Raw genomic sequence first — 22,296 nt, forward strand, 5'->3', positions numbered from 1 at the left:
GTTATACAGTTTTCCAGTCAAACGCGTTTAAAAGAAATTTCAGCTGCATGTGGCGAATAATGTGGTTTTAATGTAATGCGTCCATATGGGATATCTCCCAGTATACTGACAGTTTTAGTCTCACCAGGCATCAAATCAAAATAGTTGTCCTCAAAAAGCCATCCGAATGGGTTTCCGTCACACTCACCCGTTATTTCCACACAACGTGCAAACCGGTCTGAAACAATATTAAGTACGTTTCCGGTTATACTCACCGAAAGCCTTGCATCGGGAAAGTTCAGATGGCGTTCAATATCAACATAGTCAACCGAACTGCAGATAACACCGCCGTTTTCGTCCTCAAGCCGCGCCGTCAGCAGGCAGTCCTTAGGGAAGAAATGCAGTGCAGCAAGATCAAACAAAATTCCGGCTTCACCCTGAGGCATTGATGCATCTATTAATTTTTCCGCCAGAAAGCATTCCTTTGAAAGGCTGTACAGTCCGAATTTTATATGTCCAGAAAAATCTTGGGCAGAATCGTTTACCAGCCACAGCCGGATACTGTCCTTCCTGTCAAAGCAGACCAGCAGCGGTGCCTGGGCACACCCTGTGGCATAGTAGGGAATGTATGCTTCCTGGAAGTAATCAATAATGGAGCAGTACACCTTGGGCCAGGTATCAAGAAGCTTACAGGAAAAATGTCCTTTTGACCTTTTCCCCGGCTCCGCATTTCCGTCGGGGCTTCCCATTCTTATCATTTCAAGCCCCCGCCGGACCTCCTGCCCATATGCCGCACCAAAACGGTAGATCAGCTCCTCCGGGGTGTCCGCATCATAATATTCCCAATAGGGTCCGGTTTTCAGCTCACCCTTTGCAGGATGATGGCTGCGCCGGGCCCAGCTGTCGGGCATGGGAAAACGTGTGCCATACAAAAACTTCCCTGTATAATCCCGGGGCCACAGCTCTCCCCTTATCATTTTTTTCAGGCTGTGAAGTACAGGCGGAGCAGTTCGGATATGCTCGCTCATAAAGTTGGGATAGTCTGCATAGGGATACTGCCACACACACTCATAGGTGTGATGATCCCCTTCCCGCGGGTCGTTTGCATATTCACCTCCATAAGGAGAGTTCGGATGATAATAGCGTTGGGGATCAACTTCGCTCAGAAGTTTTGGAAAAGCCTCCAACAAGATTTGTGAGCCATGGGGTGTTTTTCCCTGAAATTCAGCTCCCATAATGGTTTCATTCCCACCGCACCACATCAGGAGCGAAGGCCTGTGCCGAAGCCTCAGCACCAGCTCACAAGCCTCCTGAACACATTTATCCTGATACTCCCGTGTATCGGGATAGGCGCCGTGCCCCATAAAGAATTCCTGCCATACAAGAATTCCCCGTCTGTCGGTTTCATCATAAAATTCGTCGGGATAGGGAATTCCCTCCCCCCATATACGCAAGGTATTCATGTTGGCGTTTTCCACCATCTCAAACATGCGCTTTGCCCGTTCGGGGCGCCAGCAGTGCGTATATCCCTGCAGGGGATCCATACTGCCTCCCCAGAGCCTCACGCGCTTTCCGTTGATGATAAATTCAAGCGGGGAAGGCATTTCTATTTTTCTAAAGCCGACAGATTTCTGTATCCTGTCACAGAGCTTTCCATCCTGAAGCAGTGAAATCCGTACACTGTATAAAGGCTGGGAACCAAAACCCCGGGGCCACCAGAGCCGGGGATCATTCACAGGCAGCGTGAGCTCCGCCTTCCACCCTGAAAGCACCGGTTTGACACAGCACTCCCCGCCTGCACATTCCCTTCCGGCCTCATCAGTCGTTGACACTGTCACATTTAATCCCTTTGCTGTGCCGGAGCCTGCAACTGCCAGACGGATTTCTCCGCAATTCATGTCCTGCAGAACCGCACGCAATTCACATTCCTCTATCTCAGGGCCATCCGGAATTGTCAGTGTCACGTCCCGGTATACACCTATGGGAGAAAAATACGGATGGGCTCCCTGATAATTGCTGCCTTCAATTTTGTCCGGAGGGAAATCATGGATTGGCTTCCGGATCAGTTTACATTTCATTACGGCATTGTCCCATGAGGGATCAAGCTCAAGAGTTTTCAAATGCCCCCGGATATTGTGAAAATGGATCAGTAAAACATTATTTACTTCTACAATTCCCGCAATTTGTATTTTCCGGCTGGTATAAAAATCATCGTGCCGCCCTATTTTAACTCCATTCAAATAGATGTCGGCTATTGTATCCAGACCGGCGAAATTCAAATACGCACCTTCCGAGGGGCCGCATGTAAAAAAGCAGCGGTAAACCCAGTCGTATTCATCTGTCCATACCGCATCCTCACACCAACCCAGAAGCATTTCCTCCGAGATTAGCCCATGCTCCAGCAGCACATCATGCACCTGTGCAGGCATGCTGGAAATGGTAAGCCAGTCCCTGTCATCCACGGCATAATCCTTGGGATTGATGCTCTCTGCAGGCAGAATTTTTTTAAGACACCAATTTTTATCCAGCAGAACTGTATTTTTCATATTGACCCCTGCTCCTTTAAAATACAAAACCCTTTACTGAAGCCAATTTTCTCATTATTTCCGCACTCAGTTCAATACCGCTGGCCGCTACGTTCTGCCGTACCTGACCTTCATTCTTCCCCCCGGGAATAACGCTGCATATCCCCGGATAGTTCAAGTTGTACGCCAGCGCAAGCTCATTCATTTTCAGGCCGGTTTCCCCGGCACATTCTTCAATTATTCTCATATCATCCCGGACTGCCTCAAAGCGCGCTTTGCTCCAGAAGCCTTTTCTGTTATCCCCGTCGGTGAATTTTGTATCAACACCATATTTGCCTGTAAGGATTCCGCTGGCAAGGGGCTGACTTGTAAATACGGGAATATTCCTTTCCTTTGCAATTTTTATTACCTCTATATTGGATTTATTCAGAATATTGAAGGGACATTCAAGTGCCTCTATGGCACCCTCCTTGTCTTTTTCCAGCGCATGAAGGGTATCGGCGGCTCCCCACATTGCAAGACCGCAGCACCTTGCCTTGCCGGACTTTTTGATTTCTGCCATTGTTTTAAAAATTTCAGCTTCATCCTGCCATTTTGAATCTGGAACGTGTAAAAGGTAAACGTCGGCATAATCTGTCTGAAGGCGCTGTAAACTCTCATCCAGGCTCATCATCAGATAATCCCGTGTAAAGTTCTTGCTGCGCTCCGGTACGCGGAAGTTGGTACCTCCCTTTGTTACTATGACAACCTCCTTGCGTATTCCCTTGAAAAACTCGCCTATCAATTCCTCGCTGTGCCCATCCCCATATGAATCACAGGTATCATAAAAATTAATTCCGGCAGCCATGGAGGCCCTTAACGCCGCTTTTGCATCCTCATCATTTCTGCCGCCGCCCCAGGCTGTCCCGCCAATTGCCCAGGCACCGAATCCAATATCTGAAACTTTAAAATCTGTTTTTCCAAATATATTATATTTCATAATTAATCCACCCTTTCAATATAGTGTGATACACGATTTCATTAGTTCAAATACATATATATCAAATATTTTTTATTTTAAATAAACAGCCTGCGAAACATGTGGGGAATATGCCGCTTTTGCCGTGACGATCCCACTCGAATGGCGGCCAGCCACCCTGATCTGCTTCACTTCACCCGGGAACAGGTCAAAATAATTATCCTCAAACCTCCACCCGAATTCATCCCCGTTATCGGAACCCAAAAGCTCAACACAGCGGGCAAATCTGTCGGTGGAAACCGAAAGTATATTATCCTTGCAGGACAGGGAAAGCTGTGCCTGGGGGAACACCAGATGGCGCTCGATATCCGCGAAATTATTTACCGATCCAATTACATTTCCTTCACCATCCTTCAGACAGGCCCGTAAAAGCTTATCCCGGGTAAATTGTCCGAATTCGTCCAGGGTGGTAACCGGAACAGCTTCACCTGCACCCGCATGGAACGGGCGGTCAAGAGAGCAGCAAACCTTATTTTCCCCCATGTCGAACAAATGGGCGGTAAGGGTGCCCTGTACTTCTTTTGCAGTATCATTGACAATCCAGATATTGATGTGATCCGCAACTTCTATGGAAACCAGCAGCGGTTCATAGGCACGCTTCAAATAATAATAGGGAATTCCGGGCTCAAGGTAATAGTCAAGTATCGAGCTGTATATATGGGGAAATGTTGTATTCAGCTTCCATATGAGATGTCCTTTGCAGCCGCGGTGTGCAAACGGAGCCGAAACAGTTTTCCCCCTGCGGTATCTCTCCACCGACTCTTTAAGGTAACTGCCGGCAGCCATGCCAAACCGGTACACCATTTGCTCCGGATTAACCGCATCGTAGAACTGCTCAATGGGAGGAATTTTTTTGAAGGACTCCGCAGAAGTCACTTTTTCAAATTCTTCTGGCCACGGCAGGCTCCCATGTGTCAGAGGAACCGGCTGGGGCAGCTTATCGGTTTTTAAATAACGTTTCAGGCTCCTGACCGGAGGAAGTGATACCCGGAGATTTTCACTTACGAATTTAGGTATTTCACCGCCCGGCACATACCAGGAGTTGGTATAGCTGTGGGTGTCTCCAAAATCCGGACTGTTTGTGTATGGGCCGCCGAACGGAGAATTGACATGATAATATCTCCCGGGATCAAGCCGTGCACAAAGATTTTTTAAATCGTATTCAAAGAGCTGCGCCGCCCCATACTCTTCACCGGGCTTTGCAAAATCCCTGCTCATAAAGCATTCATTTCCTCCGCACCACAGAAGTAAGGAGGGATGATGGCGCAGACGCCTTATCTGATATTCCGCTTCCTCTAATATCAGCTCCCGGACAGATTTTTCAGGCGGGTACTGTGCATGACCGCAAAAGAATTCCTGCCAGAGAAGGATACCCATCCGATCGGCCAGCTCATACAACATATCGCCGAATCTGTCCCCTTCTCCCCATACCCTGAGTGTATTCATATTGCAGTCAAAAGCCAGCTGCACTATTTCTTTCACTCTTTCGGGGTTTTCACAGGCAGTACGTCCGTCAACCGGAGTGAGATTGCCTCCCCATAGTTTTATCTGGCGTTTGTTGATTGTGAAATCCAGACATTCCACCATTTCAATCTTGCGGAAACCTATCTGTTTTGTTTTTTTGTCCAGAAGCCGCCCGTCCTCCGAATACAGGCTGAGACTGAAGCAGTACAAATCCTGCCGGCCATGGCCCCGGGGCCACCAGAGCATTGGCTGCTGCACCAGAATGTCCAGAGCCTCTTCCACAGCAAAGCTGTATTCCAATTCCGTCCCGTCCGGGCATGAAACGGCAAGCTCCAATCGCTTTCCCTGGGCGGCTCCGGCAGTCAGGGCAGAAACGCGGACATCTGCACGGTTTAATGTATCATTCAAGGAATAGTCAATGTCAAAATCAACAAGTTCAGCTTCATCAATCAGCTCAAGGGCTACCTCACCAAAGATCCCCGCCTTCAAAAAATCAGGCTTTGCCCCCAGATATCCCGTGAAATCATGGAAGCTCTTTCGGATATACCTGCTGGCTTGGGCCCCGGCAGGAGTGCCCTTCCGGAGTATTTCCCCCTCAAGCTGTTCAAGCCGCTCTATTACCGAATCAAAAACAACCTCAAGTTCATTCCTTTGCCCCGGGCGTAGGATGTCTTTCACATCATACCGGACAGGCAGATAACTGTCCGAATGCTTTCCTATTGCCACACCGTTTAAAAAAATTTCAGCCAGCGTGTCAAGGCCTTCAAACCCGATCCGTATTCCCTTCTCCCAGGCAGGGCACTCAAAGGAGGTCTGATAAATCCACCTTTGCCCGGATACCCAGCGGCAGCCGGAGGTATTTCCATATTGATATTCATCATTGATAATTCCGTGGCTGAAAAGGATATCATGTACCTGCGCAGGCATTTGAGGAATAGCAAGCAAAGGATATTTATTTTCAGCATCCTTCAGTGTCCAGCCCGAATGTAATAAAATCTTCTGTTTCATATTTTTCACCAACCATTCTTTTAACCTTTTACACTTCCGGAAATCAAGCCTTGAATCAGGTGTTTCGAACCAATACAGAACATACCTATAATAGGTATTGTTGATAATGCCAGCGACAGAATACGCGCCGCATAATCAGTGCGGTATTCGCTGCTTATCAATGCAATGGAAAGCGGGATGGTGTAGTACCTCTCCTTGCTGATGGTAACCAGCGGAGTCATGTAGCTGTTCCAGGACCATAGGAACAGCAGCAGAAAGATGGTAATAAGGGCTGAACGTATAATTGGCAGCACCAGACGGAAAAAGATCACAAAATCATTACAGCCGTCTATCCTTCCGCTTTCTATAATTTCATTGGGAACTGATGAAGATATATACTGGGTCATCCAGAACACTCCAAATGCACTTGCCATACCTGAAAAAATCAGCGGCAAAAGAGTATTGATCCAGCCAAGCGCACGCATTTCAACCACAAATCCGACCAGGCCAAGCTGTTGAGGGATTGCCAGTGTTGCCACAATAAAAGCAAACAACGGTTTCTTCCCTTTAAACTGGTATTTTGCAAAAGCATATCCTGTAAGAGCACTGATGAATACTCCTCCCAAAGTGTTGCAAACTGAAACGATTATACTGTTTTTGTAAAAGATAAAGAAATTCTGTTTTAAAACGGTCTGAAGATTTGTAAGAAAGTAGTCCCCCGGCAGCAGCTTGACTCCCGAATAAAGCTCTTCACTATAATAAGTTCCCATAATAATCATCATGTAAAATGGAAGCAGGGCTGCCACAGAAAAGATCAGAACTACCATGTACACCGGCAGCCGCTTGATAAGTTTTATTTCCATAAAACTCCCCCTTTAAAAAATTCTGGTATCATGCCATATCACTCTCACGGTTGATAAATTTGAATAAGAAGAAGGATACGATAGCTATAATGATAAATAGGCAATATGCCAGTGCTGACCCATATCCAAATTCAAAACCGTTAAATGCGGTTTCATAAAACCTCATTACTACCGTCATAACTGCCCGGTCGGGCCCGCCGATGGGCTGGGAGGTGGAGGAAAACAGCAGCTGGGGCTCATCAAACAGCTTGAATCCGTTAATGACACTTGTTACAATTACAAAGGTAAAGATAGGGCGCAGCAGCGGAATTGTAATATGGGCGAAGGAATGCCGCCACTTGGCGCCGTCAATCCTGGAGGATTCATAGAGCTCCTCCGGTATGGTGGAAAGTCCCGACAGGAACATAATCATCATGTACCCAAAACCCTTCCATATCTCCATTATGACAACCACCCCGCGGGAGGCCCATGCATTTCCAAGCCAGTATACCGAATCAATTCCGAATAAATTCAGCAGTCCGTTTACAACGCCGCTCTTCCAGTCAAACATCAATTGAAATATGATTCCAATGGCAACCGGAGTTGTGATGTAGGGAAGAAAATTTATCAATTGGAAGGCTCCCCTGGTCTTTTTGAAAAAATCCTTGAGCAGCGTTGCCATTAATAAGCCCACTGAAATTTGAATGGGGGTATTTACCAGCAGAAGCAGAGTTGTATTCCCCAGGGACTGATAAAAGAACTTATCCTGTGTAAATGTACGTATATAGTTTTTTAATCCGATAAAAGTGGCGGTGCCGATACCGTCCCACTGGGTAAAACTGATTGCCAGTGAAAAAATGATGGGAAATAAACCGAACGCGATGTAAAGAATAAAATAAGGTGCTATCATGGTATAAGGAATATATTTTTTTTTCATGTCTATTACCTCACTGAGTCTGATAATAACCAGGGGATCCATATTTTACTACAGATCCCCCTGATCATATACAAATATATCTGTTTCAGATGTTATTTAGTGATGGCGGGCTGTTTGTTAACCAGATCATCCTCCATTTTGGAAATCATGTCATCAGCAGAAACATTTCCGTCCTTGGACGCATTGATTGTTTTAATTACAAGGTTGTAAGCGTCATTGATATCCTGGTCATATTTGCTGGGAAGACGGACTCCCTTGATATTCGGCAATATGTCCTGACTGATTGCCTGCAGAACATCCTGCCCTGCAAAGTATTCATCCTTTGCACTGTAAAAATCAGCGTTTGCATACAGAGGTTTGAAAGGAGAGAAATTACCCTTGAAATCCCTTTGGAGGGAGGCACCTTTTTCGGAACCAAAGAAATATTTAATATATTCTACGGCAGCTTCCTTGTTTACAGCTTTCTGCGGAACTCCCATTACAGTGCCGCCCCAGGGGAACGGACCGCCTGGAGGAAGCATAAAGCCCCATCTGTTTTTGCCGTCTTTATCATTGGATTTAATTGTAAACTCTACAGACCAGTTGGCACACGGATAGAAAATATGTTCATTTCCTGCATAGGATGCGCCTTCTTCCGGAGAGTCAAAGTCAAGTACATCAACCATGCCGCTCTTTTTAAGTTCAATCAGCCTTTCAAGAATCGGCTTCATGGAAGTCTTCAGATTCAGCTTGTCTCCATCGATAAAAGGATCGGTGGATTGACCCTTCAGCATGTTGCCCACTGCTCCCAGGCTTGAGAACATGAACACCTTGCCCTGTGATTTTGCCATGACATCCTTGCCCACCCTGATTACCGAATCCCAATCGGGTATCAGCTTTTCAAGTTCTTTAGGGTCGTCGGTGCCAAGGTATTGTTTTGCCAGTTCCCGTTTATAGGCCAAACCGGCAACCGACGGACATTCCGGTCCGACATACTGCCCATCCTCGGAAGTTTCCAGGGGAATAAGATAATCAAGTACATTTGCCTTATCAAAGTTGTAGGGAGCTTTGGAAATATCCTCCCAAATGTTTAAAGAAAGAAGCTTTCCGCGGAAAGTCGCTTCCAGCCATGCTATATCCGGCATATCACCGTCGGAGGCTAAGGTTGTCTGCAATTTTTGAGTCATATCTTTGCTCTGGACAGCTGTCAGTTCAACAGTAATACCTGTCTCCTCGGTAAACTTGCTGTGCATTTGGGCACGTGAATCACTCTTGTCCCAACACCAAATATTGATTTTAGACGGTGCTCCGGCTGATGCGGCTGATGAAGCGGCTCCGCCCTGTGAAGTGTTCACAGGTTCCTTGGAAGCACATCCGCTGAAAGCTGACAATGTTAAGAATGACGAAACAGCTAGTGCTAAAACTCTGGTTCTTTTCTTCATATTGATTCCTCCTGATTTATTTGGGTTTATTAACGGGTCTGTTCGACAAGATCATTGTACTTTAATATTGAACCTAAAAATACATAACAAAAATATTAAAATTTATACATTTTTAAACCCCATAACAGAAATTATCAATTCAGAATTTCTTCGTGTATCCCTTCCGTTTTAGTTATATCAACACTGGCGGCATTGCAAAAAAATGAAAAAGAAACCTTTGTGCCTTTCTGAAATTCGCTTTCAATTTTTAAGGAGGAGGAACTGCCATAAATCAACTGCAATCTGCTGTTAACATTGGAAAGTCCGATATGACCGCTCTCATCATCGGGTGTTCTGAGCTTTCTTTTCAAAAGCTCAAGCTCTTCCTGTGAGAATCCGCGTCCGTTATCCTCCACACACAGGGTAACGCAGTTTCCCGTCCGGTGGCAATGTACCGTAACACCGCATTTTTGCTGTGATGGAACAATCCCATGGAAAATACTGTTTTCCACCAGGGGATAACAGATCATTCTGGGCAGTTCCATGTCAAGAAGCTCTTGGTCAACATTCCACACGACGTTTGGTATCTTGTTATAGCTGAACTGCAAAACACCCACATAATTATTGATATACTCCATTTCATTTTTCAGTGTGGTCATTGACTGGGGATTCACCCTCAGCATTGATCTCAGCAGCATGATAAAGGTTTTGGTCAGCCTGATGATATTGCCGAAATCTTCACGCCGTGCAAGACAAATAATACAATTAAGCGTATTGTAGATAAAATGCGGATTGATTTGATAGAGCAGCATTTTGATTTGCGTCTCATGTTCCTTTTTCTCACTTGTAATCAGCTCCTGGGTGTGCCGGTCTATATCTTCAACCATTTTATTGAAAACCAGGGCCGCCTCCTCAATTTCATCTCCTGTGCTCAGGGATATATGCTCGTTCCTGCTGCCCCTGGAAACCCTCTGCATTCCCTTTACCAGCGTCTCGAGAGGTACAACTATATTGGAAACAATTTTACTGATGACCGACAGCATGATTATAAGACAAATAATCACGATTCCAAGGATAATCTTATTAATTTTGTTAAAGGATTCGCTTATCTTATGACTTGAGATGGAGTATACCACGTACCATCCATCCGTTCCCACCTTATCCTTGAAATAATAATTCTGGCGGTTTTGAAAAAAATTGGTTTCAGCACCGAACTGTTTCAGTTCCGATTCAAGATTTTTTTCCATGCTGCTGCTGTATATTGTGTTGCCCAGATTGTCATGAAGTTCAATCTCAATTCCGGAGCTTTTATCAAATACGATTGGCTGTACAAGCTCGCTGTACCTGACAAGTACGATAAGCTTGCCGATGTGTTTATAGGAAGGCTGCTTGCTGTATATGTTATTGATATATGCAATGGCTTTCCACTCACCGCCTGAGCTGTTGTACCTCACATTATGTATTGAGGTAAAACCATTTTGCGAACTTTCCAGAAAACCTTTATAGATGGGCTGCTTCAATAAATCGGAGTAGGTATGATTTAATTCTAAAACTTGATCGTAGCAATCGGTAACAAACATATCATAAACAATATTATCTCTTAAAATTACATATTCCTTAAGCTTTTTTTCCAATCTCTGAACCATGGAATAATAATTATATGTGTTTTCCATCCGGTAATTATCACAGGAAATCTGTACGGTGTCATCAAAAGAAATATTGCGTGCATAGGCCATAATTTCATCAAAACTGCCCGAAACCTGCTGGGACATTTTAACGACCATATCCCGGTTGCTATTGACAATGGACTGCTTGATTATGGGCTCCAAATAAAAATATATGGCCAGGCTGCACATTACCACAGAGAGAATGATTGCACATAGAACCGCAGACAGAATCCTTAAAAAAATTCTGGTTTTTTTTCTAAAGAACATTTCTCTTCTCATCTTTGCTCCTCCAGATAGAACGGCCGAAATCACTGGGCATTTTCCCGGTTTCTTTTTTGAACATTTTACTGAAATACTGAATTGTCTGATAACCCACCATTTCACTCACTTCATATACCTTGTAATTTCCGGTTTCCAGTAATTCCACGGCCTTGTCCATGCGTACCTTGGTTAAATACGAAGAAAAGTTCATGCCAACTTCCCTTTTAAATAATTGACTGATATAGATCACACTGATATCAAGCTTTCTGGACAAGTCGGAAAGATTGACCTCTTCCTGGTAATGCTCATGTATATACTTGATGATATCCCGTATTTTTTTTGAGTACTGGGGCATAAGTGCCGCTTCCAATTTACCGATAGCCTCGTTGTAGAGCTCAACCAGTTCATAAACATTCCCCGAACGGGAACAAAGAATAATATTATCAAGGCGGTCATGAAGATTTTCCAGACCATTTTGATTATGGACATTGGCCAGCGTGTAAATAAGTTCATGCACACATTCGTCCAGAAGCTCCACACTTTTATACTGCACCAGTAAATCAGTGAACAATGCTAAAAGCTGCTTGTGCAACACATCCCTGTTCATGCCGGATATATTCTGTTTAATGGCTTTTATCAGTTCTCTTACTTCCTCTGCCTTTCCATGGCCAGGTGGAATATCCTGTATATCAAGTACACAGTCTCCCTTATAAAAAACTTTTTGCCTGAGAATTTTTTTAGCCACTTTATATCCGTCTAAAATTTTATCCGTATGAAAAATATACGGTCCAATCCCCACAGCAGTATTTACTTCAAGAATCTTCGAGAAAGCGTCCTGCTGCTTTTTTACAAAAGCCCGGACAAAATCCCGGCTTCGCGCTTCACTTAAGGATTCAGGCACCTTCAAAAATATAACGTACTCCCGTGCTCCTATATCCACACTCTCAAATTCATATTCAGACAGCATAGCCTCCGTTGTTTCCTTCAAACGTTTGTATGCCGTCAAACCGTTCCCGGGGATTTCCCCCAATTCAACTACCATAACAATACTTCTGCCATGCCATCTGAAAAAATTATCCACTCCCTGACTGACAATATCTCCCCGCGTCAAATATTCCTTCAAAGACATGGATTTGGTAATTCTCCCCATATTTCTTTCTTTGTTCAAGGCAGCTTTTTGTTTTTCAAGTTCACATAAAAGAATTTCGTCATCCACCTCATGCTTTAGTACATAGGAATGGACATCCAAATAAAGAGCCTTTTTTGCGTATTCAAATTCTTCATAAGCAGTGAGCAAAATAAACTGTGCATGTGAGCCGGTTTTCCGTATCTGATCGATCATTTCCAGCCCTGACATGACCGGCATCTTGATATCGGTAATAACTATGTCGGGATTATATCTGTGAAACATTGCGAGTCCCTCTTCGCCGTTTTTGGCCCCGGTGACAAGTTTATATCCGTGTTTGGTCCAATCAATCAAATGTTCAATATCTTCACGGATTATGTCATTATCCTCTACAATTAATACTTTATACAAATTACACATATCTCCACCTGCCTGTCCGCAAATTATTATACACATTAAACAAATTATATACATTTAATATTGAATAAACAATAACCACAAATATGAAATTACCGTACTGTCACCTGCAACCTTGACATTCGGCGGATTTGCCCCCGTTTTCGATATAAAGCATTGAACATCGCACCGCATATGTTGTAATATAAAGCTGGAGGTTAATATGGGCTTTAATGATATCTATGATCAAAAACTTATAAATGAGGACTATCAGCCAGAGGTAAAGGCGTATTATTTCCGCAGGTGGAATAATTATTCAATGGATTTCCATTATCATGACAGGGTTGAGATAATGTATGTTATCAAGGGCTCCTGCCAGATTTATATTGAAAATTATGAAGCTGAGAAAATTAATTTCAGAAAAGGCGATTTTATTATGATCAATGCGATGGTCCCGCACAAGCTCATAGTTAATGGGGATTCGGACTGTATGATGATGAACATTGAGTTTGTATTTGCAAAGCAGTCGAACTTCCTGCCTTCCTTCAGAGAGTTTGTAAACAACTCAAAGGAATTGGAGGAGCTCATTGCAGCAAAAGAACCCTTCTTCATTTTAAAAGACTATGAAGATGTATACCAGCTTTTAAAAAGCCTGGTGGTGGAGCTCAGTGCCTCATCCTCCGAACAGAGTATTTCGGCTTTTCTTCTGATGTATGAAATACTTTTAAGAACCTCCGGTGCGGTAATGAAAAGGAAGAATGAATCTCCTGCCGACAATTATGTCAACAAAACAAAGCTCTTTATTAACCTTAATTATGATAAGAAGATTAGCCTGAAGGACATTTCGGCCTATTCAAATATTAATGAGGACTACCTGAACAGGATATTCAAAAGGAGCACAGGAACTTCTGTCATTGAATACCTGACCGGTATACGGGTACAAAAAGCAAAAATGCTGCTTCGCAATACAAATATCCCGATAATTGATATTTCAGACATTGTGGGAATAAGCAGCCGGCAGTACTTCAATCAGGTATTTAAAAAGGCTGCCGGCCTTTCTCCTAAAAAATTCAGAAAAAGCTTTGAGGTGGAACTTTTCGGAGAAGATCATAAAAATTAAAAAAGTCGCTATTTCTTTCATTCTATCACCAAACTGATCTTTATTTTTAAAACATCCTCACCGTATATTGCTTATAATTAACTTAGGATTCTTAAAACAATTTGTGGTGGGAGGAATATGATATGTCTTTTAAAATTGCCTTTATAGGAGCGGGAAGCATAGGCTTTACCAGAGGACTGCTAAGGGATATTCTGGCAGTAAAGGAATTCAATAATATTGAAGTGGCCTTTACAGATATTAATGAACACAACCTGGAGATGGTCACACAGCTGTGTCAGAGGGATATTGACCAGAACGGGCTTAAAATAAAAATCCAGGCGACTGCCGACAGGCGGGAGGCTGTAAAAAATGCAAGGTACGTGTTCAATGTTGTAAGAATCGGCGGTATTGAAGCATACCAGCATGACATTGATATCCCGTTGAAATACGGCGTCGACCAATGTGTCGGCGATACTCTGTGTGCCGGCGGAATCATGTATGGGCAGAGGGGAATAGTCGCTATTCTTGACTTTTGCAAGGATATCAGGGAGGTTGCCCAACCCGGATGCCTGCTGTTGAATTATGCCAACCCCAATGCAATGGTGACCTGGGCCTGCAACAAGTACGGCGGGGTCAGAACCATAGGACTATGCCATGGCGTGCAGCATGGACATGAGCAGATAGCCAATGTTTTCGGACTTAAGAAGGAGGAAGTGGATATCATATGCGCCGGCATCAATCATCAGACCTGGTATATTCAGATCCGGCATAACGGGGAGGATCTGACAGGAAAGCTGCTGGAGGCCTTCCAGAAGCATCCGGAATATTCCGTTACTGAAAAAGTCCGTATAGATATGCTCAAAAGATTCGGTTACTACAGCACAGAATCAAACGGACACCTGAGCGAATACGTTCCATGGTACAGAAAGCGTCCCGGTGAAATAACGGACTGGATTGATCTGGGCTGCTGGATAAACGGTGAAACAGGCGGATACCTGAGAGTTACAACCGAGGGAAGAAACTGGTTTGAAACCGATTTTCCCAACTGGATGAAGGAACCCGCCTTTGAATACAAGGAAGAACTGAGAAGCAAGGAGCATGGGTCTTACATAGTGGAAGGCCTTGAAACAGGCAGAATTTACAGAGGTCATTTCAACGTGGTAAATAACGGTGCTATTTCAAATCTGCCTGATGACGCCATCGTTGAAGTTCCGGGTTATGTTGATGCAAACGGGATAAATATTCCCAGAGTTGGTAATTTGCCGCTGGGCTGTGCTGCCGTCTGCAATGCCAGCATATCTGTTCAGAGACTGTCTGTGGAGGCAGCTGTCAGCGGTGACGATAAATTACTCCGACAGGCTATGATGCTTGACCCGCTGGTAGGTGCCGTATGCAATACAAATGAAATATGGCAGATGACCGATGAAATGCTGGTGGCTCAGAAGCAGTGGCTGCCGCAGTACGGCAAGGCAATAGCCGAGGCCGAAGAACGGCTGAAGAGCGGCAGCCTCATACCTGTAAAGGAAGGCTATAAAGGTGCTGCAAGGCTCCATACCAAAACAGTGGAGGAAATGGCCCGGGACAGGGAATCAGCCAAAAGAAACGCAGGTGCCGCAGACAAAGCGGAGGAACGTCCCGCCGAAAAGAAGTAAATACAACAGGATACAGCCGGCAATATCTGCAAAACAAAAAAATTGAAATATGGATACGTCTGTAAAATACTGTGATAGTGCCTGCTTTCTTTTTCAGGCAGTAATTTTATTCTATAAGTTACTGCCTGAATTTCTGTATTCCGTTGGCTGTAAATCATACACTTTTTTGAATACCTGGCTGAAGTAGCGAGAATCGTCATAGCCCACGGCGCGGGAAACTTCATATATTTTCATATTTGTATTTTTCAAAAGGTAAGCTGCCTTTTTAACTCTGACTTCCAGCAGATAATCCGAGAAAGTCTTTGAAGTCAGAGTTTTAAACAGTGTAGAAAAATAGTTTTTATTGAGAAAAAAGTGCGAGGATATATCTGTCAGGGTCACGTTCCTGTAGTGTTCATCGATATATTTTTTTATTTCCTCTTTAAACTGCTGTTCAGTGTAGCTGTAGGCTTCCAAAACAGACGGCAGAAGAACCAGTAGTTCATCAATATATTGTATTGCTCTCCTGATATTGTACTGCTCCAAATGCTTTGATACCCGGTCAATTATCGTATGGATTTTTTCATGCAAGTTATCTTCCTTCTCCCTGTACCGCAGGATAATATTTACTTTGTCAATAAACCAGCTTATATTTTCAGCCATATCACCCATGGTCAGATTGTTTACATAATCGTCAGACAGTACATACCGGAGTCTGTTTAAAAGATCCTGATAACTATAAATACTCTTATTCTCAATTATACAATCCATAAGCAGATTGATCTCCCTCCATTCCTCCGAATTTGAACAAATGCTGTCTCCATATGTGCAGAAAAACTCCCTGTTGTTGAATTTGGTCGTTTTTAGAGCTTCAGATGCCTGCCTATAGGCGTGAAACATACCGTCCAGGTATTCAAAGCTGCCGCTGGAACCAGCTGTAACAGTCAGGTTCATATCCTTTTTTAAAGAATGATATATTTCATTTAAGCATTTTCTTATCTGATCATTGTCTGAAGCGGTATGAATAATCACAAACTCGTTTACCCTGTAAAACTGCCTGAATACAATAGTCTTGCTGAAAGTAAAGCGTTCATGAATAAATGCCCTGATATAATCGTAAAATTCATTCAAATTTCCGTTAAAGCTATTTATAAGGCACTGCTGTGTACTTTGAAGTTTTATGGCGATCAGGGAATAATTCCCTTCGGGTAAAACCACCTTTTGCTGATTGGCTTTGACTATAATAAAATTTTCATCTTCAATATCGTTATAGGTGATCTCGCTCAGAAATTCCTCCTGAACCATTTCCAGACCCTTGCTGGAATATCTGCTGCCTGTGTCCTTCGCAGGCTGCTCCCTGAGAAGGCTTTGGGCAGTTTTCTTCAATATGTCCAGGAGATCCATTTCATTAACAGGTTTCAAAAGGTAGTCAACTGCTTTGAGCAAAAAGGCAGGCCGGGTATAGGAGAAGTCCCCATAGCCGCTCAGGACAATTATTTTACAGGCATGCTCCAGAGCGTTTACCCAGCTCATAAAGGTTAACCCATCGGAAACAGGCATTTTCATATCTGTTATAATAATGTCGGGGGACTGCTCCTTGAACATTTCAAAGGCCTCCTCCCCATTAAAAGCATTTCCCGAGATTTCAAAATCCAGGCTGTTTTTTTCGATAAGGCCTTTAATAGTGTTATGTACCGTAATGTCATCATCAACAATCAGTATTTTCATTTTCGTTTCTCCTTATCAAGGGTAGTGTATATGTTATTACAGTTCCGATATCCAACTGACTGTCAATCTGTAGACCATACTGCTTCCCGCAAAGAAGGTTGATTCTTTTTTGAACGTTATAAATGCCTATACTGTCATAGCTTTTATATTTTTCCTCAAAATTTGCATTTCTTAAGTTGCTGTTTATATGGGAAACTTCCTCAGCTGTTATTCCGCGTCCATTATCGTTTACATAAATATATAACAGCTTATTCTCCCCATCACATTCAAAAGTTATTTCAAGCCTTTTTCCGGTTTTAGGCGAAGAAAGCAGTCCGTGCATCACGGCATTTTCCACGGTTGGCTGCAGTATCAGCTTAGGGACCTGTAAAGAATGGAATGCCGGAGGTATTTTTATCTTGAAATTTATTGCATTGTTATACCTTTTGGAAATAATAAGCATATAATTCCGGACATTCATGATTTCGTTCTGCAGCCCGGTATAATTTTCGTTAATATTCATATTAAAACGGTACATATCGCTCAGCGATTTACATATGGTATTTATATCGGAGGTATTGTTTTCGCTTGCCATATTGGAAATGGCCTGAAGCGTATTATGCAGGAAATGCGGAGAGATCTGGGCCTGTAAAGCCCCTATCTGTGCATCCTTGAAGTCCAGTTTGGATTTAACCTCATACTCAAGGTACCACTTTATTGTGTCGGTCATCTCATTATATATCATGCCCAACTCACCTATTTCATCATTTGAGACTATTTCAACCTTGTTGTTGTAATTGCGCTGCTTAATGCTGTTCATGCTCCGGCTGAGCATAACTATCGGCCTGGTAATTTTTCTGCTTAAAACATAGGATATGTATATTACGGCAAGGATGGTCAGAAATAAAACCGCAATGGTGATATACACCGAAAGCCTGGTGGAGAGACTGTCTTCGTACAAATATATTAAATCCGAATTTATATTGTCAATATGCTTTACAACAACATTTTTTCCGTTTGGAGCAACCTGCTTATAATACAGCCCTGTCCGGCTTATATGTGAATTATACATTATCTGGCCGTTGCCGGCTACAATATAAAAGGTTCCCTTGTGAAACTGATTGAAACTTTCAATGACCTCCTCAATGGATTTTGCATCAAGTGTAAATTCAAGAAAGCCGATGTAACTGCCCTTAAAGTTTATAGGATAATAATAACGTACCACCTCCATCTGAAAATCACTATCTGCCATAAATACCAGCATTCTTGTGTGATCTCCGGTTTCTTCCGAAACACGGGTATAATACTGATAATTATTGGGTATTTTTCCCTTAAGGGTAACAGGTCTATAATATAAATAATAGCTAAGCAACTCATTATCCGAATTATAAAAGTTTACATTCAGCAGGTTGTTTTTCCTGGTGGAACCCGTATATAAATTAAAAATGTCTGTTATGGCATTATGCACCAGATAGTAATTTGCATTGGTTTTCTTATCGGCAATGCCTCTGAGCAAGTTAAAATTGCTGTAAATATTGTAGGCGGCATTATCAAGGTTTGCAATTTCGTATTCCAGACTCCGGTACATATTTTCCTGTATTTGTACCTGGGCATAGTTATAATTTGATTGCTTTACCTCGTCTGTTTGGTATATTATGTAAACAGATAAAAGTACCAGAGGGATGGTGACACAGCACAGCATGGCTAACAGAAACTTTTGTTGTATGTTAAAATCTTTTATGGATTTCATCAAGATGCGCCTCGTCTTTTCTATCGGAATATTAACATCATTATAGCATTGATCATTATTCTAATCGACGATTGCAGACAACAATCTGAAAATATTAAACAAAAAACCGATCTCTACCGCATTTGTTTTTTATATATATTGCACTATACTTTGCTTAGAATTTATAAAAATAATATTTTCAGGAGGAAATCAGTATGAAAATGAAAAGGTTACTATCAGTACTTATCAGCCTGTCACTTGTTGCAGCTCTTGCCGCCTGCGGCAGCGGTAACACGGCGAGCAGCGGCACCCAGTCAGCTGCAGGCTCAACAACCGCCGGAACAGCAGCGAAAAGCGAAGGTAAAACGATTGAATATTGGGTATCCTGGACTCCCGGTGCCGACACCGAAAAGGCAAGCCTGCCTATGTTTAAAGAATGGGAGCAGAAAACAGGCAATACAATTAACTACTCAGTTGCTACTTATGATATGCTGCATGATAAACTGGTTACGGCAGGCGCTGCCGGAAACGCACCTGATCTGGCCTGGGCACTGCCCGAATGGGTCGGAGAATTCAACAACATGGACCTGGTGGTCAATCTAACCGACAAATTCAATGCCTGGAACGACAAGAGCAATCTTTACGATTCAGTTGTAAAATCCATGAAAGTCGGTGATAAAGTTATAGGTATCCCCTATGAAATGACCTTAAGAGCATTGCTGGTTCACGCCGATACCAATTCAAGCGCCGGTGCAGATGTTCCAAAAACCTGGGATGACCTTATGAAATTAGGGGACTATAAACAGAAAACCGGAAAATATCCATACGGCATAGCAGCCACCGGAGTCCGCTCACCTCAGGAACTACTGGTCTATCTGGCTCAAAAGGACCTTGAAATTGCCACCCTGCAAGCCGACGGGAAATACAAAAATACCTGGAAGGACAATCCCGACCAGCTGAAAAAAGCCGCAGAAGTTTTCCAATTCTATAAAGATCTGATTGACAAGGGTATTGTTGATCCTAACTCCAAAACCTGGGGCTGGGAAGAAACAGATGAAAACTTCGCCACAGGAATCACAGGTATGTATGTATCAGGCAACTGGCTGGCAGAAAGAGAGAGCACAAATGCCAATACCATGAAGGACGTCCAGATAGCCCCCATCCCTTATCCATCAAACGGAAAAGCCGCTACCTACATGGAGGTAAAGCCCATGTTCATATTCAACAGCAGTAAAAACCAGGATGAAGCCTTTGATTTAGCCACTTTCGTAGCAAGCAAGGAATTCCAGGAAGCAGCATTTAAAGACAGATCACCAAGAAGCGACGTATCAACCGATTCAAAGTGGTGCAAGGATTTCAAGGCTCTGGCCAATGACGGTATCATATTCCCTCCTGTTACACTGGGCGGAGTTACAAAAGCAATGATAGACTCCGTTGCAAAGGTACTGCATGACGGTATGAGCCCTACCGATGCCGCAAGCTGGTTATCCGATCAGATTAATGCCTCGTTGAAGGATACAAATGAATTGAGTGAGAAATAATAGTCCATTAAATTATAAGTCTTAAAAATGGGGATTTGTAATGTTAATACTGCTTTTAACAGTACAAATCCCCATTATACTTTCTAAATAAAGGGGGTTTTCGATTTTGCCGTCAAAAAATCAAACAGAAATAGTAAAGAGAAAACTCAGCAGAGATCAAAGAAGCAAAGTCACAGCAATACTGCTGTTGATGCCGGCAGTAATATTTTTGCTTGGCTTGATTGCATACCCGCTTGTAAAAGTTGTTTTTGACAGCTTTTCCTACTCGCATCTTATCAATAAAACACTTTCAGGTTTTGCAGGCTTAAACAATTTCAAAAAGGTTGTTTCAGACGAACATTTTACTCAAGCCCTGATAAATACTGTTGTCTGGACGGTTTTTTCAGTACTGGGCGAATATGTACTGGGGCTTGGAAGTGCAGTTTTACTCAATCAGGATATTAAAGGAAGGACTGTATTCAGAATATTCATTTTTATACCCTGGCTTGTTCCTATCATAGTTGCCGGCATGACCTGGAGCTGGATATTAAATCCTGACTTCGGAATATTAAACAATTTACTTGTTAATTTTCACTTTATCAAAACTCCCATAAACTTTTTAGGCGATAAAAACATAGCCATGGCATCGGTTATTTTTATAAATATATGGAGAAGTTTCCCCTACTATACTATTTCAATTCTAGCGGCATTACAGTCAATTCCTTCAGACATCCAGGAAGCAGCCTCCATAGACGGAGCCGGAATGTTTAAACGATTTTTCAAAATCACTTTGCCGCAGCTGAAATCAGTATCCCTGGTTTTGGTATTCATTCACATAATATGGACTTCTATAAACTTTGACTTTATATGGATATTAACACAGGGCGGGCCAAATTACGCCACCGAAACCCTGCCTCTTATGATCTACAGGTATTCCATGAAGCTGTTTGATGTAGGAGCAGCATCCGCACTGTCTACAATCATGATCATATTTATGACGGTACTGTTTGTATTCTACTATAAGAAACGCAGCCAGTTAAGTGAATCAGCAATGTAAAACCTGAGGAGGTGGAAATATGTTAAACAGCAAAAAGCAAACACGCATCAATCATATTGTAACTTATTTTTCTCTGGCTTTATTTTCAATATACTGCCTGTTCCCATTCGTTTGGATGGTAATATCAGCTTTAAAACCAAAAGCGGAAATCAGAACGGCCAATCCGACGTTTTATATAAAAAATGCTACGTTTGAAAATTTTATAAAGGTTTTATTTGATACAGGCTTTGTGGGCTTCATGAAAAACAGCCTGGTAGTATCGGTGTTTTCAACTCTTATTTCGTTAGTGATAGCAATTTTTGCAGGTTATGCCCTGAGCAGGTATTCCAGACAGCAGTACGTAAAAGTTACGCATATAGGTATGCTTGTATCCCAGATGGTTCCAGGAGTCCTGCTTTTGGTTCCCCTGTATCTGATTATGCAGAAATTTAAGCTGCTGGACTCCTACTATTCACTTATTTTAGCGTATACGACCTTTGTCATTCCGTTATGTACTTTCATGATGAGCAGCTTTTTTGATACCATCCCCTATTCACTTGAGGAGGCTGCGGAGGTGGACGGCTGCGGTAAGCTGAAAACCATATTCACAATAATTATCCCTGTTTCAATCCCGAGTATCATATCAACCGGATTGTATGCATTTATAAGTGCCTGGAACGAGTTCATGTTCGGTTACACTTTTATTTCTGTTGATAAGTTTAAAACCATTACACCTGCAATTATGCTGTACAGAGGTGCGAACATAACAGATTGGGGCGGCCTGATGGCAACCTCGGTGCTGGCGGTACTGCCGGTTACGGTTATTTTCCTGTTCCTTCAGAAATATTATATGTCAGGTTTGTTAAGCGGGTCGGTAAAGGGATAGAACTGGATGTACATATTGGGCCAATTGAAATTTTAGTTTGCTTTACAGATAAATTTAATTGGAATCAAATGGTACGGGAGTTACCA

15 protein-coding genes are annotated in these 22,296 nt (G+C 42.8%); 5 read left to right on the forward strand and 10 right to left on the reverse strand.

Annotated elements, in window-relative coordinates:
- Positions 1-17: 17 nt before the first annotated feature.
- The 8 genes from T344_RS0119585 to T344_RS0119620 all read right to left on the reverse strand — a co-directional run bounded on the left by T344_RS0119585 (position 18) and on the right by T344_RS0119620 (position 12,617).
- Positions 18-2,525 carry a beta-mannosidase gene (locus T344_RS0119585; protein ID WP_027630075.1) on the reverse strand — a complete coding sequence of 836 codons (2,508 nt, stop codon included), beginning with the start codon at positions 2,523-2,525 and terminating at the stop codon, positions 18-20.
- 16 nt (positions 2,526-2,541) lie between these two features.
- Complete coding sequence (locus tag T344_RS0119590; RefSeq protein ID WP_027630076.1) at positions 2,542-3,483, reverse strand: aldo/keto reductase; 942 nt, start codon at positions 3,481-3,483, stop codon at positions 2,542-2,544.
- A gap of 72 nt (positions 3,484-3,555) precedes the next feature.
- Entirely contained in the window at positions 3,556-5,994 is a 2,439-nt protein-coding gene (locus tag T344_RS0119595) for a glycoside hydrolase family 2 protein (RefSeq protein ID WP_027630077.1), read from the reverse strand.
- A 20-nt stretch (positions 5,995-6,014) separates the two neighbouring features.
- Positions 6,015-6,836 carry a carbohydrate ABC transporter permease gene (locus tag T344_RS0119600; RefSeq protein ID WP_027630078.1) on the reverse strand — a complete coding sequence of 274 codons (822 nt, stop codon included), beginning with the start codon at positions 6,834-6,836 and terminating at the stop codon, positions 6,015-6,017.
- Positions 6,837-6,864: 28 nt separating this feature from the next.
- Positions 6,865-7,794, reverse strand: a complete 930-nt coding sequence (locus T344_RS0119605; protein WP_027630079.1) for a carbohydrate ABC transporter permease — start codon at positions 7,792-7,794, stop codon at positions 6,865-6,867.
- 50 nt (positions 7,795-7,844) lie between these two features.
- Positions 7,845-9,173 (reverse strand): ABC transporter substrate-binding protein, encoded by a 1,329-nt coding sequence (locus T344_RS0119610; protein ID WP_027630080.1) that lies wholly within the window; start codon positions 9,171-9,173, stop codon positions 7,845-7,847.
- Between the two features lie 134 nt (positions 9,174-9,307).
- Positions 9,308-11,098: a sensor histidine kinase gene (locus T344_RS0119615; protein WP_027630081.1), complete on the reverse strand. Its 1,791-nt coding sequence runs from the start codon at positions 11,096-11,098 to the stop codon at positions 9,308-9,310.
- On the reverse strand, positions 11,076-12,617 hold the full coding sequence (locus T344_RS0119620) for a response regulator transcription factor (protein WP_162178049.1): 1,542 nt from the start codon (positions 12,615-12,617) through the stop codon (positions 11,076-11,078). The genes T344_RS0119615 and T344_RS0119620 overlap by 23 nt, the downstream gene beginning before the upstream one ends.
- 208 nt (positions 12,618-12,825) lie before the next feature.
- Here T344_RS0119620 and T344_RS0119625 point away from each other — a divergent pair, with 208 nt between their 5' ends.
- Both T344_RS0119625 and melA read left to right on the forward strand, forming a co-directional pair.
- On the forward strand, positions 12,826-13,722 hold the full coding sequence (locus T344_RS0119625) for an AraC family transcriptional regulator (RefSeq protein ID WP_027630083.1): 897 nt from the start codon (positions 12,826-12,828) through the stop codon (positions 13,720-13,722).
- A gap of 122 nt (positions 13,723-13,844) precedes the next feature.
- Entirely contained in the window at positions 13,845-15,353 is a 1,509-nt protein-coding gene (melA, locus tag T344_RS0119630) for an alpha-glucosidase/alpha-galactosidase (RefSeq protein ID WP_027630084.1), read from the forward strand.
- 111 nt (positions 15,354-15,464) lie between these two features.
- Here melA and T344_RS0119635 read toward each other — a convergent pair whose 3' ends face one another.
- Together T344_RS0119635 and T344_RS0119640 are read right to left on the reverse strand one after the other, a co-directional pair.
- The gene (locus T344_RS0119635; RefSeq protein WP_027630085.1) at positions 15,465-17,060 is read right to left on the reverse strand and encodes a response regulator; all 1,596 of its coding nucleotides are present in this window, start codon (positions 17,058-17,060) and stop codon (positions 15,465-15,467) included.
- Complete coding sequence (locus T344_RS0119640; RefSeq protein WP_027630086.1) at positions 17,041-18,789, reverse strand: sensor histidine kinase; 1,749 nt, start codon at positions 18,787-18,789, stop codon at positions 17,041-17,043. The genes T344_RS0119635 and T344_RS0119640 overlap by 20 nt, the downstream gene beginning before the upstream one ends.
- 194 nt (positions 18,790-18,983) lie before the next feature.
- Between T344_RS0119640 and T344_RS0119645 the strand changes: the two genes are divergently transcribed.
- The 3 genes from T344_RS0119645 to T344_RS0119655 all read left to right on the forward strand — a co-directional run bounded on the left by T344_RS0119645 (position 18,984) and on the right by T344_RS0119655 (position 22,210).
- The gene (locus tag T344_RS0119645) at positions 18,984-20,309 is read left to right on the forward strand and encodes an ABC transporter substrate-binding protein (RefSeq protein WP_051572078.1); all 1,326 of its coding nucleotides are present in this window, start codon (positions 18,984-18,986) and stop codon (positions 20,307-20,309) included.
- Between the two features lie 106 nt (positions 20,310-20,415).
- On the forward strand, positions 20,416-21,345 hold the full coding sequence (locus T344_RS0119650) for a carbohydrate ABC transporter permease (protein ID WP_242842114.1): 930 nt from the start codon (positions 20,416-20,418) through the stop codon (positions 21,343-21,345).
- Positions 21,346-21,364: 19 nt separating this feature from the next.
- The gene (locus T344_RS0119655) at positions 21,365-22,210 is read left to right on the forward strand and encodes a carbohydrate ABC transporter permease (RefSeq protein WP_027630089.1); all 846 of its coding nucleotides are present in this window, start codon (positions 21,365-21,367) and stop codon (positions 22,208-22,210) included.
- Positions 22,211-22,296 lie beyond the last annotated feature (86 nt).

It is taken from the genome of Ruminiclostridium cellobioparum DSM 1351 = ATCC 15832 (assembly GCF_000621505.1).
Classification (GTDB): Bacteria; Bacillota; Clostridia; order Acetivibrionales; family DSM-1351; genus Ruminiclostridium; species Ruminiclostridium cellobioparum.

Coding starts and splice junctions, on each gene's coding strand:
- T344_RS0119585 (WP_027630075.1), bottom strand. CDS start 2,525: ATGAAAAATACAGTTCTGCTGGATAAAAATTGGTGTCTTAAAAAAATT.
- T344_RS0119590 (WP_027630076.1), bottom strand. CDS start 3,483: ATGAAATATAATATATTTGGAAAAACAGATTTTAAAGTTTCAGATATT.
- T344_RS0119595 (WP_027630077.1), bottom strand. CDS start 5,994: ATGAAACAGAAGATTTTATTACATTCGGGCTGGACACTGAAGGATGCT.
- T344_RS0119600 (WP_027630078.1), bottom strand. CDS start 6,836: ATGGAAATAAAACTTATCAAGCGGCTGCCGGTGTACATGGTAGTTCTG.
- T344_RS0119605 (WP_027630079.1), bottom strand. CDS start 7,794: ATGGATCCCCTGGTTATTATCAGACTCAGTGAGGTAATAGACATGAAA.
- T344_RS0119610 (WP_027630080.1), bottom strand. CDS start 9,173: ATGAAGAAAAGAACCAGAGTTTTAGCACTAGCTGTTTCGTCATTCTTA.
- T344_RS0119615 (WP_027630081.1), bottom strand. CDS start 11,098: ATGAGAAGAGAAATGTTCTTTAGAAAAAAAACCAGAATTTTTTTAAGG.
- T344_RS0119625 (WP_027630083.1), top strand. CDS start 12,826: ATGGGCTTTAATGATATCTATGATCAAAAACTTATAAATGAGGACTAT.
- melA (WP_027630084.1), top strand. CDS start 13,845: ATGTCTTTTAAAATTGCCTTTATAGGAGCGGGAAGCATAGGCTTTACC.
- T344_RS0119635 (WP_027630085.1), bottom strand. CDS start 17,060: ATGAAAATACTGATTGTTGATGATGACATTACGGTACATAACACTATT.
- T344_RS0119640 (WP_027630086.1), bottom strand. CDS start 18,789: ATGAAATCCATAAAAGATTTTAACATACAACAAAAGTTTCTGTTAGCC.
- T344_RS0119645 (WP_051572078.1), top strand. CDS start 18,984: ATGAAAATGAAAAGGTTACTATCAGTACTTATCAGCCTGTCACTTGTT.
- T344_RS0119655 (WP_027630089.1), top strand. CDS start 21,365: ATGTTAAACAGCAAAAAGCAAACACGCATCAATCATATTGTAACTTAT.